The sequence below is a fragment of the Streptomyces lincolnensis genome (genome assembly GCF_001685355.1).
Lineage (GTDB): Bacteria > Actinomycetota > Actinomycetes > Streptomycetales > Streptomycetaceae > Streptomyces > Streptomyces lincolnensis.
The window spans coordinates 1,957,978-1,973,094 of record NZ_CP016438.1; the positions used below are offsets into that span (position 1 = coordinate 1,957,978).

The following is a 15,117-nucleotide window of genomic DNA, read 5'->3' on the forward strand; positions in this document are numbered from 1 at the left end:
GTCCACCTTGCCACCGACATGGGCGTTTGCGGCAGAGACCTTGGTCACAGGGGCCCCGGCATCCGGGGCCCCGGCCGGCTCAGCGCACCCCCACCGCCGCGAGCGCCCTGCACTGCCGTGGCGTCGGATGCGCCGGGAAGTACAGGTAACAGACGCCTCCGGTGCCGGAGACGACCTTGCCGGAGGCGTTGTACCGCTTGGTCCTGAGCCAGATGTTCTCCCACTCGCGCCGCTTGTAGACGCGCCGCACGGCCTCGTTGGTCGGTGCGGCGGGATCGTTGGCGATCACATCGCCCTCAGCCGTGAAGCCGATGACGGTCATCAGGTGACCGGCGGTCCCGTACCCGGCCCCCGTGAGCTCCTCCTTGAGGAACGACTGGGAGGTGATGGCGGGGATACCGGCCGCGATCAGCGTCTCCAGGTCGGTGAGCGAGCCGAGGCGGGTGACCACGCCCTGGAGGTCCTTGAAGGTGGCCGCGTAGGCGGCGTTGAACGGCCAGTTGCCGCAGCCGGCGTACTGGTGGTCGTACGTGAAGCGGGCGGCGTGGCACACCTGCGGATCCGCGTACGAGGGGTCGACCCAGGACAGCTGTTCCTTCGTGAGCCGGCCGCCCCAGTACTCGATGATCATCTGCGAGGAGGTCGGGCTGCACCAGGCCTCGCCGCCGTTGTCGTACTCCGGGTACTGGCCCTTGTGGATCTCCTGGGAGTAGCGCCGGACCAGCAGTTCCTCGGCGAGGTTCGGGACCGAGGCCGGGACGGTGAAGCGGTCGGGCACGTCGGAGCCCATCGCGCCGACCCGCCAGACCGTGGGCGTGCTCTTCGTGCGGGGCTTGCGGTACAGGGTGAGGCGGAGACGGTACGCGGTCAGGCGCAGGCCCGTGGCCGGGTCGTCGATCGCGAAGGTGTCCGTCCAGACGCTGCTCCTGTCGTCGCTCTGGTCGTCGACCGAGGTCCGCCGGATGTCCTGGTCGCCGGCCGCCCAGCGGCCCATGACGTACCAGGGCGTGGCCGTGCCGTCGGAGTACGTCCCCTTCAGCTCGACCTGGAGCCAGGTGCCGGCCGGGGTCCGCGCGTTCCAGGAGGGGATCACCTCGGTCGCGGGGACGGCGAGTTCGTGGACGGGGGACGTCCAGATCGCGTACTCCCAGGAGGCCGTTCTCCCGGTGTGCGGGTCGGTGTGGTCGATGGTGCCGGCCGGGGTGCCGATCACCACGCCCGGCCGGGTGCCGGCGACGGCCCTGGCACCCTTCACTGTGCCCGCGCGCCAGTCGGTGTACGTCGTCCAGGCACGGTTGTCGACGAAGGAGGCGGGGGCCCGCACGGGGTCCGCGGTGTCGTCGGCCGGGGGCTCGGCGGCGGCCGGGCTCGCGCCCGCCGCCGCGGCCGCGGCGACCGCGGCGGCCAGGACAGTTCTGCGGGACAACTGTTCGGCTCTGCTCATGGGCGGGAGACCCCCAAGGTGTCCGAGTCGGGGCAGGTCCGGTGCACGGTTGTGCGCCCACTATGGAGCAGGCGGCATGCTCCTGCCAGCACTTCGACCCGTGCCACGCGGAGCAATATTGGTCTTCTCCACTGGCACGGCGGCCGGGCCAAGGAGGTCGGACCGGAGGACGCGTAGCCTGGCTTTTCAGCGCCACGCCCATCCCTCGCACCGCCACAGGAACCGTCATCCACGACCTCGCCTCCCGGCTCCGCCGCCTCCCCCCGTCCTGCGGCCCGGTCCGCCTGATCGGCGTCGACGGGCACGCCGGCTCCGGAAAGACCACGTTCGCCGGGGAGTTGGCCCGAGCCCTGGAGGACGCACCGGTCCTGCATCTCGACGACATCGCCAGCCACGACGAGCTCTTCGACTGGACCGGCCGACTGCTGTCCCAGGTGATCGAACCGCTGGCCCGTGGCGAGAGCGCGCACTACCGGCCCTACGACTGGCACGCGCGCCGCTTCGGACCGCCGCGCGCGCTCCCGCCCGCCCCGGCGGTCCTCCTGGAGGGCGTCGGCGCGGGCCGGCGCGCGCTACGGCCGTATCTGGCGCACCTGCTGTGGATGGAGCTGCCCGCCGAGGAGGCATGGACGCGTGGCCGGTCCCGGGACGGTGAGGAGCAGCGGGACTTCTGGGCGGGATGGGTCGCCGCGGAACGACAGCACTTCGCCGAAGACCCGTCCCGACCCTTCGCCGACATCCTGGTACGCCAGTGCGAAAAGGGATACGAGGTACTTCCGGGGCCTGCCGGGACCGTTGGACCGGACCAGCATGTGACACACGGTGACGGACCATCCGCAGTGTGCTGAACTTGTGAAGAGCCTTGCGGGAGAAGTTCCCGGAGTGCTTCAACTCGGCTTGACCGAGGGGCCGTACAGGACTTACGTTCTCAATGTGCGGCCATTTGGAGCCGCCCAATGACGCGAAGCCCCCGGTTGTTCCCCCGTGATCGGGGGCTTCGTTCTGCCCTCATCCCCCTTTTCGGGCGCCGCGGGGCACGATCCGCTCACCCTCGGTCACCATCCGGATCCGCCCGCATCCGCTCCCACCTCGCCAAACGTCCTGTGCGGCACCCTTCGATGGGCGACACCACCGCAGGTACGATGCCCTCGGTGCGCCCTACGGACAGCTCGCTCCGCGCACCGTTGCAACTCCGGTCCGCCGCCCGGCGGTTGGACCAAGGCGGCCACCGGGCGACGGCTCGGGGGTGAACCACGGGGGCACGGTTTGTGGGGGACGTGATGGATTTCGGCACGCAGGGCCCCGAGGCCCCGGCCGACCTCGCCTGGCTGCGAGGTGTGGACGCCTACACGATGGGCGCCTATCCACAGGCGGAAGAGGAGTTCCGGGCCGCGGTGCGGATCGATCCCGGGATGGCCGACGGCTGGCTCGGACTGCACGCGCTGCGCGTCGACACGACGACCGCGCTGCTCAGGATGTTCCGGCACCGCGACCGCTTCGGCGAACAGCGCGCACGACACCGCCGCACCCTCAACTCCTGGTACTGGCTGGGCTGGTGGGTGCAACCGGTGCTGGAGAGCCCGCGTGATCTGCTCCTCGCGCACGCCTCGCACTGGCTGGACGGCCGGCACGTCCCGGAACTGGACCGGGCTCTGGCGGGCCTGCCGCCGGTGGACACCGACCCCCAGGTCCGCTTCCTGCACGCGTGCCGCGCCTATCTCGTCAAGGACTGGGAACAACTCGTCCGGCACACCGACCCGCTGCTCGACGACGCCATGCTCGGGATCGAGGCGGGCCTCTTCGGCGGCATGGCCCGGGTCCGCCTGGAGATGTACGGACAGGCCGAACCGCTGCTCTCGGCGGCCCTGATGCGCTGCCGCAGCGAACAGCCACAGCGCAAGGAACTGCGCTACTGGCTGGCCCGGGCGCACGAGGGCACCGGCCGCAGCGCCGCCGCCCTCCCCCTCTACCGGGCCGTGCACCGCGTCGACCCGGCCTTCATGGACACCTCGGCGCGGCTCGCCGCGATCTCCGAGGGCGACGGCTACGACGACCACGCCGACCTCGCGGCGATCACGCTCGCCGGCTCCGGACAGGACGCCATCGACGGTCCCGACGGTCTCGACCCGCTCTTCGGCATGGAGGGACGGGAGCTGAGGATGACGGAGCCGGACCTGCCGCCCACCGGCCCCCTGACCTCGGTGACCGACCCCGCCGTACGCGCGAAGGTCACCGCCTCGACCTCACTGCCGGCCGGGCCGACCGACCCCGCCCTGCTGGAGGAGGCGCTCTCCGAACTGGAGCGCATGGTGGGCCTGGAACCGGTCAAACGCCAGGTCAAGGCGCTCTCCGCGCAGCTGAACATGGCCCGGCTGCGCGCCGGGCAGGGGCTGCCGGTCCAGCCGCCGAAACGGCACTTCGTCTTCTCCGGCCCCTCCGGCACCGGCAAGACCACGGTCGCGCGCATCCTCGGCCGCGTCTTCTACGCCCTCGGGCTGCTCGGCGGCGACCATCTCGTGGAGGCCCAGCGGGCCGACCTGGTCGGCGAGTACCTCGGCCAGACGGCCGTGAAGGCCAACGAGCTGATCGACTCCGCGCTCGGCGGCGTCCTCTTCGTCGACGAGGCGTACTCGCTCTCCAACTCCGGCTACGGCAAGGGCGACGCGTACGGCGACGAGGCGCTCCAGGTGCTGCTGAAGCGGGCCGAGGACAACCGCGACCACCTCGTGGTGATCCTGGCCGGCTACCCGGAGGGCATGGACCGGCTCCTCGCCGCGAACCCCGGGCTGTCCTCGCGTTTCACCACGCGGGTCGACTTTCCCTCCTACCGTCCCCTGGAGCTCACCTCCATCGGCGAGGTGCTCGCCGCGGAGAACGGCGACGTCTGGGACGAGGAGGCCCTCGACGAGCTGCGCTCGATCGCCGGGCACGTGGTCGACCAGGGGTGGATCGACGAGCTGGGCAACGGACGGTTCCTGCGGACGCTGTACGAGAAGAGCTGCGCGTACCGGGATCTGCGGTTGTCGACCTACCCGGGCGTGCTGACCCGGGACGACCTGTCGACGTTGCGGCTGCCGGACCTGATGCAGGCGTACGGGGAGGTCCTGTCGGGGCGAGGACCTCAGGATCCTTCGGCCGCATGAGGTGTTCGGCCGCGGTCCGGTGGTGGCGACCAGCCACGACGGACCCGCGGCCGACACGACTCCTACGAGGCCAGAACCTCCTCGCTGCTCCGGGGCTCGGTGACGCGCACCTCCGGCAGCTCCCGGTGCGCCGGATCCCGTACCTCTCCCACCAGCAGTTCCAGCACATCCTCCAGCGCCACCAGGCCGAGCACGCGACCCGACGCGTCCGCCACCTGAGCCAGGTGCGTGGCCGCCCGCCGCATCACCGTCAGCGCGTCGTCCAGGGGCAGTTCGGACCTCAGCGTCGTCATCGGCCGCCAGACCTGCTGCGGTACCGCCCGCTCGGAGTCCTCCAGATCGAGCACGTCCTTGACGTGGACGTATCCCATGAAGGCGCCGTTCTCCGCGGCGACGGGGAAGCGGGAGTAGCCGGTGCGACCGGTGAGCTCGACGATCCGGCCCGGGGTGACCGAGGGGCTCACCGTGACCAGCGACTCCCGCCGCAGCAGCACGTCCGTCACCGGGCGCGAGCCCAGCTCCAGGGCGTCCTCCAGGCGTTCCTGCTCCTCGGGGTCGAGAAGGCCGGCCTGGCCGGAGTTCTCCACGAGCCGGTTGAGCTGCTCGCTGGTGAAGACGGCCTCCACCTCGTCCTTGGGCTCGACGTGGAAGAGGCGCAGGATGCCCTGGGCGCAGGCGCCGAGAGCGACGGTGATCGGCTTGCACAGGCGGGCGAAGGCGACCAGACCGGGGCTGAGCCACAGCGCGACCTTCTCGGGGGCCGCCATCGCGAGGTTCTTCGGGACCATCTCGCCGATGACGAGGTGGAAGAAGACGACCGCCGCCAGGGCGATCACATAGCCGAGCGGATGGATCATGCCGTGGGGCAGGTGGATCCACTCGAAGACCGGCTCCAGCAGATGGGCGACCGTCGGTTCGGCGACCGCGCCCAGGGTGAGCGAGCAGAGGGTGATGCCGAACTGGGCGGCGGCCATCATCTCCGGCAGCCGCTCCAGGCCGTGCAGGACCTGCCGGGCCCGGGCGGTGCCGAGGGGTTCGATCTGGCTGCGGCGGACCGAGACGAGCGCGAACTCGGCGCCGACGAAGAAGCCGTTGGCGAGCACGAGCAGCGCGGCGAAGAGAAGCTGGAGGACGCTCATCGGACGGACTCCATGACGTTCACCGCGGGGACCGTGCGCACCAGCCGGACCCGCTCGGCGCGGTAGTGCCCCACCTGGCGCACGGACAGCCGCCAGCCGGGCAGTTCGGCCCTGTCGCCGACGGCGGGGATACGGCCGAGCAGGTCGGCGACCAGGCCCGCGACGGTCTCGTACGGGCCCTCGGGCACCTCCAGGCCTATGCGCTGGAGGACGTCGACCCGGCAGCTGCCGTCGGCGTCCCAGGCGAGGCGGCCGTCCTCCGGCGGGGCGGCGGCGAGTTCGGGCAGGTCCTGCCCGTCGTGCTCGTCGCGGACCTCACCGACGATCTCCTCGACGATGTCCTCCAGCGTGACCACACCGGCCGTGCCGCCGTACTCGTCGACGACGACGGCGATGGGCTGCTCGCTGCGCAGCCGGGACAGCAGGGGCTTGACGGGAAGGGTCTCGGGGACGAGCAGCGCCGGGCGGGCGATCCGGCCGACGGGGGTGCGCAGCCGGTCCTGCACGGGCACGGACAGCGCGTCCTTGAGGTGCACCATGCCGACGATCTCGTCGATCTTCTCGCGGTAGACGGGGAAGCGGGACAGCCCGGTGGCCCGGGTCAGGTTGACGACGTCCTCGGCGGTCGCCGACGACTGGAGGGCGCTGACCTTCACGCGCGGGGTCATGACGTGCTGCGCGGTCAGCTCGGCGAGCGAGAGCGAGCGGACGAACAGGTCTGCGGTGTCCTGCTCCAGGGCGCCGGCCTGGGCGGAGTGCCGGGCCAGGGAGACCAGCTCGCCCGGGGTGCGGGCGGAGGCCAGTTCCACCGCGGGCTCGATGCCGAGCGCGCGGACGAGGCGGTTGGCGACCGCGTTGAGGCCGGCGATGACCGGGCGGAACAGCCGGGCGAAGGCGTGCTGCGGGCCGGCGACGAAGCGCGCGACCTGCATCGGCTTGGAGACCGCCCAGTTCTTGGGCACGAGTTCGCCGATCACCATCTGCACGGCCGAGGCCAGCAGCATGCCGATGACGACGGCCACACCGGAGACGGCTCCCTCGGGGACGCCGACCGCGGTGATCGGCCCGTCCAGCAGCTGCGCGAGCGCCGGTTCGGCGAGCATGCCGACGACGAGGGAGGTGATGGTGATGCCGAGCTGGGTGCCGGAGAGCTGGAAGGACAGCTCCTTGAGGGACTCGACGACGGTACGGGCCCGCCGGTCGCCCTCGGCCGCGGCCTTCTCGGCGTCGGTGGCCTCGACCGTGACGAGACCGAACTCGGCCGCCACGAAGAAACCGTTGGCCAGAATCAGCAGGAACGCCGCTCCCAGCAGGAGCAGGGGGATGGTCATGCCGCCGCCTCGGTATGTCGGGAGGGGGCGGCGCAGGTACTACAGGACGATCCGTCCATCGCTGGAGGGAGTCACTCCTCGGGTAGCAGGAACCGGGTGGGAGGAAGCAAGGGGCGGAGGCGCAACGAAAACGCCTCCGCCAACAGATTAATCAAGACAGGGCCCGCTACGGCAGATCCCCTGTCGAACGAGCCTCCGCGAGCGCCCGCAGCGTACGGGCGTCGGCGATGGCACGCTCCTTGGCGATGCCCGGCTGAATACCGAGCGCCGGCAGGCTGGTGCCGTCGCTGAGGTTGAGGAACACCCAGGGATCGCCGGGGCGGAGGTTCACCTGGATGATCTCGGCCCAGGCCAGGCGGCGCCGGCTGGCGATGTTCACGACGGTGACACCGGACTCGTCGGCGACGACTTTCGGCCGGGACAGCATGAGGAGCACCCCGAACAGGAGCGCCCCGGTGAAGACGAAGCTGAGGCGCTCGCCGCCGCTGAGCTGCTCCAGCAGCAGGGCGATCGTGGTGATCACCACGAAGATCGCGACACCGGCGGTGAGCAGGACGGCACGGGTACGGCCCGGCCGGAAGGTGACGGGCAGGGCGGGCAGTTCGGACATCTGACCGGGCTCCTCAGAGACGGCAGGCGTGGATGGCCGTGGTCAGGATGGCCCGGGCGCCGATGTCGTACAGGTCGTCCATGATCCGCTGGGCTTCCTTGGCGGGGACCATCGCACGGACGGCGACCCAGCCCTCGTTGTGCAGCGGGGAGACGGTCGGGGACTCCAGGCCGGGGGTGAGGGCGACGGCCTTCTCCAGCTGCTCGACGCGGCAGTCGTAGTCCATCATCACGTAGGTCCGGGCGACGAGGACGCCCTGGAGGCGGCGCAGGAACTGCTGCACCTTGAGCTCTTCCGCGTCCGCGCCGGTGCGGCGGATCACGACGGCCTCGGACTTCATGATGGGCTCGCCGAAGACCTCCAGGCCCGCGTTGCGCAGCGAGGTGCCGGTCTCGACGACATCGGCGATGACCTCGGCGACGCCCAGCTCGATGGCGGTCTCGACGGCGCCGTCGAGGTGGACGACGGAGGCGTCGACGCCCTTGTCGGCCAGGTGTCCCTCGACGATGCCCTCGTAGGAGGTGGCGACGGTCCTGCCCTTGAGGTCCTCGACGCCGTTCGCCGTGCCCGGCTTGGCGGCGAAGCGGAAGGTGGAGCGGGCGAAGCCGAGCGGCAGGATCTCCTCGGCCTCGGCGGCGGAGTCGATCAGCAGGTCGCGGCCGGTGATGCCGATGTCGAGCCGGCCGGAGGAGACGTAGATCGCGATGTCGCGGGGGCGGAGGTAGAAGAACTCGACCTCGTTCACCGGGTCGACGATCCGCAGTTCCTTGGACTCCCGGCGCTGCTGGTAGCCGGCCTCATGCAGCATCTCCGCCGCAGGGCCGGAGAGGGAACCCTTGTTGGGGACGGCGATGCGCAGCATGAGGCGAGCTTCCTTCTTCTCGTACGGAAAGGGGGTGCGGGTACGGCTCAGAGGTGGGCGTAGACGTCGTCGAGGGAGATCCCCCGCGCGACCATCATCACCTGGACGTGGTAGAGCAGCTGCGAGATCTCCTCGGCGGCCGCTTCCTTGCCCTCGTACTCGGCGGCCATCCAGACCTCGGCGGCCTCTTCGACGACCTTCTTGCCGATGGCATGGACGCCCTTGCCGACCAGCTCTGCGGTGCGGGAAGTGGCGGGATCGCCGTTGGCGGCCTTGTGCTGGAGCTCGGTGAAGAGCTCCTCGAACGTCTTATTGGACATGGTGGCGCCCACTTTACGCGTGTGCCGACCTGCCTATCGCCACGGTTCAGATACTGAGCGGAGGGTGGCTGCGGTCGCCACCGCCGCCGTCACCGCCTCGTGCCCCTTGTCCTCACTGGAGCCCTCGATTCCGGCCCGGTCCAGGGCCTGCTCCTCGGTGTCGCAGGTCAGCACGCCGAAGCCGATGGGCACGCCGGTGTCCACGGAGACCTGGGTGAGGCCCTGGGTGACGCCCTGGCACACGTACTCGAAGTGGGGGGTGCCGCCGCGGATCACGACGCCGAGGGCGACGATCGCGTCGTAGCCGCGCCCGGCGAGGACCTTGGCGACGACCGGGAGTTCCCAGCTGCCGGGGACCCTGAGCAGGGTCGGCTCGTCGATGCCCAGGTCGCGCAGGGCGCGCAGGGCGCCGTCCACCAGACCGTCCATCACCTTCTCGTGCCACTGTGCCGCGATGACGGCGACCCGGAGGTCTCCGACGTTGCGTACGGACAGTTCGGGTGCGCCCTTGCCACTCACGTTCTCGTGTCTCCTCGGTGTGCTCTTGCCGGTTTCACTGGTCTTGCTGGTGTCACTGGTTGCCGCAGGTGGACACGGCCGACGTGGGGGTCGTGTCCAGCCAGGGCAGGTCGTGGCCCATCCGGTCCCGCTTGGTGCGCAGGTAGCGGAGGTTGTGCTCGCCCGCCTGTATGGGCATCGGCTCGCGGCCGGTGACCTTCAGTCCGTGGCGGACGAGCGCGTCGGTCTTGTCGGGGTTGTTGGTCATCAGGCGCACGCTAGTGACGCCCAGGTCCTTCAGGATCTGCGCGCCGGCGCCGTAGTCCCGGGCGTCGGCCGGCAGGCCGAGCTCCAGGTTGGCGTCGAGGGTGTCGTGGCCCTGTTCCTGGAGTTCGTACGCCCGGAGCTTGGACAGCAGGCCGATGCCGCGTCCCTCGTGGCCGCGCAGGTAGACCACCACTCCCCTGCCCTCGCTCTGGATGCGCTCCAGGGAGGCGTCCAGCTGAGGGCCGCAGTCGCAGCGCAGGGAGTGGAAGACGTCGCCGGTCAGGCACTCGGAGTGGACGCGGACCAGGACGTCCTCGCCGTCGCCGAGCTCGCCGTGCACGAGGGCGACATGCTCGACGCCGTCGACGGTGGAGCGGTAGCCGTAGGCCGTGAACTCACCGAAGGCGGTGGGCAGATGGGTCTTGGCCTCGCGGCGGACGGTGGGTTCGCTGGTACGGCGGTAGGCGATCAGGTCCTCGATGGAGATGATCGTCAGGCCGTGCTTGCGGGCGAAGGGGATCAGCTCGGGCAGGCGGAGCATCCGGCCGTCCTCGCCAGCGATCTCGACGATGGCGCCGGCCGGGCGCAGCCCCGCGAGCCGGGCCAGGTCGACGGCGGCCTCGGTGTGGCCGTCGCGGGTGAGTACCCCGCCGGACCTGGCCCGCAGCGGGAAGATGTGGCCGGGGCGGACGAGGTCGGACGGCTCGGCGGCGCCGCTCGCCAGCAGCTGAAGCGTGCTGGCGCGGTCGGAGGCGGAGATGCCGGTGGTCACTCCGTGGGCCGCCGAGGCGTCCACCGAGACCGTGAACGCGGTCTTCATCGACTCGGTGTTGTCCGCGACCATCTGCGGGAGCTGGAGCCGGTCCAGTTCCTCGCCCTCCATGGGCGCGCAGATCAGGCCGCGGCACTCGCTCATCATGAAGGCGACGATCTCGGGGGTCGCCTTCTCGGCCGCGATGACGAGGTCGCCCTCGTTCTCCCGGTCCTCGTCGTCGACGACCACGATCGGGCGGCCGGCCGCGATGTCTGCGATGGCCTGCTCGATCGGGTCGAGCGCGAAGTCCTCGAAGCCGTCGGTGCTGTACAGGATCGGTGCCGCTGTCATGCCGGCGCTCCTTCCATGACGGGCTGCGAGGCCTTGCGGGAGCGCAGCCACCAGTCGCGCATGCCCCACAGGACGAGCGCGCCGTAGATGACGTAGACGAAGCCGGAGAAGGCGTAGCCGTTGGCGAAGTTCAGCGGGACGCCGACCAGGTCGACCAGCAGCCAGGCGAACCAGAACTCGACCATGCCGCGGGCCTGGGCGTACATGGCGACGATGGTGCCGACGAAGATGTAGGCGTCGGGCCAGGGGTCCCAGGACAGGCTCGGGTAGGCCTTGAAGAGCAGGGCCACCGCGACCGTGCCCGCGGCCGCGGCCGCGACCATGGCCACGCGCTCGCGCCCGGTGGCGAACCGCGGGGTGATGTGGCCGTCCGCGGACTGCCCCCGGCTGCGGTTCCACTGCCACCAGCCGTACACGGCGACGACCATGACGACGATCTGCTTGCCGGCGCTGCCCGCCAGATGGCCGTAGAAGGCCACGAAGAGGATGAGGCCGGACAGGAACTGGGTGCTCCAGGTCCAGATGGAACGACGCCAGCCGAGGGCGAGCGTGATCAGGCCGAAGATGTTGCCGACCATGTCGGACCAGATGATGCGCTGGCCGAAGAGCGTGAACGCCTCGGAGTTCAGCCAGTTCACCGGCCTGCCCCCTGACTGCCCATCAGCCGCTCGACGTACTTGGCGATAACGTCGACCTCGAGGTTGACCGGGTCGCCGGGCTGCTTGAGGCCGAGCGTGGTCAGGTCGAGGGTGGTGGGGATGAGGCTGACCGTGAAGAAGTCGGGGCCGGCGTCGACGACGGTGAGGCTGATGCCGTCGACGGTGATGGAGCCCTTCTCGACGACATAGCGCGTGAGGTCCGCGGGGAGCGAGATCTTGACGATCTCCCAGTTCTCGGACGGCTTGCGCTCCAGCACCTCGCCGGTGCCGTCGACATGGCCCTGCACGATGTGCCCGCCGAGGCGCGCGCCCACGGCCATGGGGCGTTCCAGGTTGACGCGGGAGCCGACGGCGAGGGCGCCGAGGCTGGAACGGTTCAGGGTCTCCGCCATGACGTCGGCGGTGAACTCCTCGCCCTCGTGCTCCACGACGGTGAGGCAGACGCCGTTGACGGCGATGGAGTCGCCGTGTTTGGCGCCCTCCGTGACGACCGGTCCGCGCAGACGGAAGCGGGAGGCGTCGTCGAGGATCTCGACGGCGGTGACCTCACCCAGTTCTTCGACGATTCCGGTGAACACTTCCCGGGTCCTCCTGCCTCATTCGGGCACGGACTCCGGGGCTGTCGATGACGACAGAATGTACGAGCGAGACACCGGGAACGACGCCGGACAGGGTTCGTCACGAGGACGACCTGATACGACGGCACGCACGAATGCCCGCCCGCCGCGCACTGCCTCCCATCCGGACTTTAACCGTCGGTCCAGGAATTTCACCTGGTCAACCGGCCACTGGACGTGACCGGGTCGCGGACTGTAACCGCCGGTTCGGACTTTCACCGACCCCGGAGTGCGCTGCTTCTGGTACAGGGCCAGTGTGCCACGCCTGACCGACCTCCATACAGGTGACGGATGTGGGGTGACTCACAGAGCGTGCCGGGAATGTAACCGCCCCCGCTTCGACTCCCGCCTCGACCCCCACCTCTTGACCTAATGGTCTAGTCCTTTTAGAGTCGATCTACGGGTCCGGCGACGGTGACGACGGCCCTTGCCCGCCGCCGGACCCCCGTGGGCCGACCCACGTGGGCCGACAGACCTAGCGCGCAGGCGCGAACAGCTCGTCCTGCGCCCGGTCCCGCGCCGTGAGCAGCGCGCCGCGCAGCACCGCCTCCCCGCCCAGGCTGCTCGCCCGTACCTCCGTGGGCAGCGGCGACATCCGCGCCAGCCGCTCCTGGACCCGCGCGGCGAGGACCGTGCCGCCCGCCCGGCCGATCTCGCCGGCCAGCACCACACATCCGGGGTCCAGTACGGAGATGACGGCGGCGGCCCCCAGGGCGACCCGGTCGGCGAGCGCGTCGAGGAAGCGGTCGGCGGCGGGGCTCGGCGCTCCGTCCACCGCCTCCCGCACCAGCGCCGCCGCCCGCGGCTCATGGGCCAGGGGCACGGCCGTCACCCCGCACTCGGCCGCGAGACCGGCGATCGCGCCCGCCGCCGCGAGGGAGTGGAAGCCGCCGCCGCAGTCGGTGGCCGAGGGCAGACCGGTCGTGCCAGGGACCGGGAGGAAGCCGATCTCGCCGGTGCCGCCGGAGGCCCCCCGGCGCAGCTTTCCGTCGAGGACGACGGCGGCTCCGATGCCCATGCCGAACCAGAGCAGCACGAAGGTGTCCCGGTCCCGGGCGGCCCCGTCGCGCTGCTCGGCCAGGGCGGCGAGGTTGGTCTCGTTCTCCACGCTGACGCGGGCCCGGGGCAGCCGCTCCTGGAGGGCGTCGACCAGCCGCCGATGCCATGCGGGCAGGCCGGAGGAGTCGCGGAGCTCGCCGCTCACGGGGTCGATCAGGCCGGGGACGCCGATGCCGACGGTGTGCAGCCGGTCCGCCCCCGCCTCCTTGGCCACGCGTTCGACCAACGCGACCGCCTGTTCCACCGCGGGCCCGGTCCCGGCGTCGTCGCCGATCGGCGCGGACGCCTCGGCGAACACCCGCCCGAGCAGGTCGGACACGAGGACGGAGACGCCCTCGGTGCGGACGTCGAGGGCGGCCAGATGCGCCCGGTCGGCGACGATGCCGTAGAGCTTCGCGTTCGGGCCGCGCCGCTGCTCCCCCGACTCGCCCACCACCGCGATCAGCCCGGAGGCGGTGAGGCGTTCGACGAGGTCGGCGACGGACGGCCGGGACAGGCCGGTGAGCTGCTTCAGCCGGCCCGCCGTCAGCGGGCCCTCCTGCTGGAGCAGTCGCAGGGCGAGCCGGTCGTTGATGGCCCGGGCCGTGCTCGGGGATGCGGGCATGCCGGGATCCTTCCAGATCGGCGGGGCGTCGGGGCGGCCGGTTAACCGCTATCTATCAGGCAGGGTTCCTGATAGTTTACGTCACCGCGAAGGGGGACCCGAGAGCCTGGGAGGGGCCGGAGTATGAGTGACGTGGTCTACGACCTGCGCGAGGTGCGGCGGGCCCGGTATGCCGTGGCCGCCGTGTTCGCCGTGCACGGCGCCGTCACCGGCTCGTTCGCGACCCGCGTGCCGTGGATCCAGGACCATGCCTCGGTCGGCGCCGGGCAGTTGGGGCTGGCGCTGGCCTTCCCCGCGCTGGGCGCCTCCGTGGCGATGCCGCTCGCGGGCAGGATCAGCCACACCTTCGGGGCCCGCAACGCGCTGCGCGGCCTGATCGCGCTGTGGACGCTCTCCCTCGTCCTGCCGTCCCTCTCCCCGAACCTGCTCACCCTCTGCCTGGCCCTGTTCGTCTACGGCGCCACCGCGGGCATGGCGGACGTGGCGATGAACGCGCTCGGCGTCGAGGTCGAGGAGCGGCTCGGCCGGTCGATCATGTCCGGTCTGCACGGCATGTGGAGCGCGGGTGCCCTGGTCGGCTCGGCGGCCGGCACGCTCGCCGCGCATCTGGGCTCGGACGCCCGGCTGCACCACGCGCTGGCGGCCGGGGTGCTGACCGTGCTCGGGGTGGCCTCGTGCGCGTGGGTGCTGGACCTCCAGCCCGCCGAGGACGAGGAACCGCCGCCCCGGTTCGCGCTGCCGCCCCGCTCGGCGCTGCTCATCGGCGCGGTCGGGTTCTGCGCGGTGTTCGCGGAGGGCGCGAGCCTGGACTGGTCGGCGGTGTATCTGCGCGACCGGCTGGAGACCTCGGCGGGTCTCGCGGCGGCCTGCACCACGGGCTTCACGCTGACCATGGCGATCGCCCGGATCGCCGGCGACCGGGTGGTGGACCGGTTCGGCTCGGTGCGCACGGTCCGGGTGAGCGGGGTGCTGGCCGTGCTCGGCGGACTGATGATCGTCGTCGCGGACCGTCCGGCGGTGGCGATGTCCGGCTTCGCCCTGATGGGTCTCGGCATCGCGGTGGTCGTCCCGCTGTGCTTCGCCGCGGCGGGCCGCAGCGGTCCGAACCCGAGCCTGGCCATCGCGGGGGTCGCGACGATCACGTACACCTCGGGGCTGGTCGCGCCGAGCGCCATCGGCGGTCTGGCCCAGGCGACCAGCCTGATGGTGTCGTTCGGTCTGGTGACCGTGCTGGCCTGCGGTCTGGTGGCCTTCGCCGGCGTGCTGCGCGCCGGGGACCGCGACCGCCCGAAGGTCGCTCCGGAGTCCTCCGCGGTCCCCGACGGACAGCCCTGACCGACAGCCCTGACCGACGGCGCCGACCGGCCCGTTCCCGGTGGTCGGGACCAAGCGGTCGATCATCTTCCCCTTTCCGTGAGAATGGTCCGGACATCCGGCCTCTCACGCGAAAGCGACACCC

Annotated in this window: 14 protein-coding genes and 1 riboswitch; of the genes, 3 read left to right on the forward strand and 11 right to left on the reverse strand. The window is 71.1% G+C overall.

Going from position 1 to position 15,117, the window contains the following annotated elements; all coding sequences use genetic code 11:
- Positions 1 to 79: 79 nt before the first annotated feature.
- Positions 80 to 1,444 carry a peptidase C39 family protein gene (locus tag SLINC_RS08605; RefSeq protein ID WP_067428791.1) on the reverse strand — a complete coding sequence of 455 codons (1,365 nt, stop codon included), beginning with the start codon at positions 1,442 to 1,444 and terminating at the stop codon, positions 80 to 82.
- 227 nt (positions 1,445 to 1,671) lie between these two features.
- Between SLINC_RS08605 and SLINC_RS08610 the strand changes: the two genes are divergently transcribed.
- The gene (locus SLINC_RS08610; protein ID WP_079165092.1) at positions 1,672 to 2,292 is read left to right on the forward strand and encodes a uridine kinase family protein; all 621 of its coding nucleotides are present in this window, start codon (positions 1,672 to 1,674) and stop codon (positions 2,290 to 2,292) included.
- A gap of 432 nt (positions 2,293 to 2,724) precedes the next feature.
- Complete coding sequence (locus SLINC_RS08615) at positions 2,725 to 4,587, forward strand: AAA family ATPase (protein ID WP_067428796.1); 1,863 nt, start codon at positions 2,725 to 2,727, stop codon at positions 4,585 to 4,587.
- 62 nt (positions 4,588 to 4,649) lie between these two features.
- Here SLINC_RS08615 and SLINC_RS08620 read toward each other — a convergent pair whose 3' ends face one another.
- The 10 genes from SLINC_RS08620 to SLINC_RS08665 all read right to left on the reverse strand — a co-directional run bounded on the left by SLINC_RS08620 (position 4,650) and on the right by SLINC_RS08665 (position 13,658).
- Positions 4,650 to 5,726 carry a hemolysin family protein gene (locus tag SLINC_RS08620; protein ID WP_067428799.1) on the reverse strand — a complete coding sequence of 359 codons (1,077 nt, stop codon included), beginning with the start codon at positions 5,724 to 5,726 and terminating at the stop codon, positions 4,650 to 4,652.
- On the reverse strand, positions 5,723 to 7,057 hold the full coding sequence (locus SLINC_RS08625; RefSeq protein ID WP_067428803.1) for a hemolysin family protein: 1,335 nt from the start codon (positions 7,055 to 7,057) through the stop codon (positions 5,723 to 5,725). The genes SLINC_RS08620 and SLINC_RS08625 overlap by 4 nt, the downstream gene beginning before the upstream one ends.
- A gap of 166 nt (positions 7,058 to 7,223) precedes the next feature.
- Positions 7,224 to 7,667, reverse strand: a complete 444-nt coding sequence (locus tag SLINC_RS08630; RefSeq protein ID WP_067428806.1) for a PH domain-containing protein — start codon at positions 7,665 to 7,667, stop codon at positions 7,224 to 7,226.
- Positions 7,668 to 7,680: 13 nt separating this feature from the next.
- Positions 7,681 to 8,529 carry an ATP phosphoribosyltransferase gene (hisG, locus tag SLINC_RS08635; RefSeq protein WP_067428809.1) on the reverse strand — a complete coding sequence of 283 codons (849 nt, stop codon included), beginning with the start codon at positions 8,527 to 8,529 and terminating at the stop codon, positions 7,681 to 7,683.
- A gap of 47 nt (positions 8,530 to 8,576) precedes the next feature.
- The gene (locus SLINC_RS08640; protein WP_020117406.1) at positions 8,577 to 8,849 is read right to left on the reverse strand and encodes a phosphoribosyl-ATP diphosphatase; all 273 of its coding nucleotides are present in this window, start codon (positions 8,847 to 8,849) and stop codon (positions 8,577 to 8,579) included.
- Positions 8,850 to 8,882: 33 nt separating this feature from the next.
- The gene (ribH, locus tag SLINC_RS08645) at positions 8,883 to 9,368 is read right to left on the reverse strand and encodes a 6,7-dimethyl-8-ribityllumazine synthase (RefSeq protein ID WP_067428812.1); all 486 of its coding nucleotides are present in this window, start codon (positions 9,366 to 9,368) and stop codon (positions 8,883 to 8,885) included.
- A gap of 52 nt (positions 9,369 to 9,420) precedes the next feature.
- On the reverse strand, positions 9,421 to 10,719 hold the full coding sequence (locus SLINC_RS08650) for a bifunctional 3,4-dihydroxy-2-butanone-4-phosphate synthase/GTP cyclohydrolase II (RefSeq protein ID WP_067428814.1): 1,299 nt from the start codon (positions 10,717 to 10,719) through the stop codon (positions 9,421 to 9,423).
- The gene (locus tag SLINC_RS08655; protein ID WP_067428817.1) at positions 10,716 to 11,357 is read right to left on the reverse strand and encodes a nicotinamide mononucleotide transporter family protein; all 642 of its coding nucleotides are present in this window, start codon (positions 11,355 to 11,357) and stop codon (positions 10,716 to 10,718) included. The genes SLINC_RS08650 and SLINC_RS08655 overlap by 4 nt, the downstream gene beginning before the upstream one ends.
- Positions 11,354 to 11,956 (reverse strand): riboflavin synthase, encoded by a 603-nt coding sequence (locus SLINC_RS08660; RefSeq protein WP_067428821.1) that lies wholly within the window; start codon positions 11,954 to 11,956, stop codon positions 11,354 to 11,356. Before SLINC_RS08660 ends, SLINC_RS08655 begins: the two co-directional genes overlap by 4 nt.
- A 145-nt stretch (positions 11,957 to 12,101) precedes the next feature.
- Positions 12,102 to 12,232: riboswitch (FMN riboswitch) on the reverse strand.
- Positions 12,233 to 12,470: 238 nt separating this feature from the next.
- The gene (locus SLINC_RS08665) at positions 12,471 to 13,658 is read right to left on the reverse strand and encodes an ROK family transcriptional regulator (protein WP_067428824.1); all 1,188 of its coding nucleotides are present in this window, start codon (positions 13,656 to 13,658) and stop codon (positions 12,471 to 12,473) included.
- 123 nt (positions 13,659 to 13,781) lie between these two features.
- On the opposite strand from SLINC_RS08665, the gene SLINC_RS08670 reads away from it, so the two are divergent.
- Complete coding sequence (locus tag SLINC_RS08670) at positions 13,782 to 14,993, forward strand: MFS transporter (protein ID WP_067428826.1); 1,212 nt, start codon at positions 13,782 to 13,784, stop codon at positions 14,991 to 14,993.
- The last annotated feature ends 124 nt before the right edge of the window (positions 14,994 to 15,117 follow it).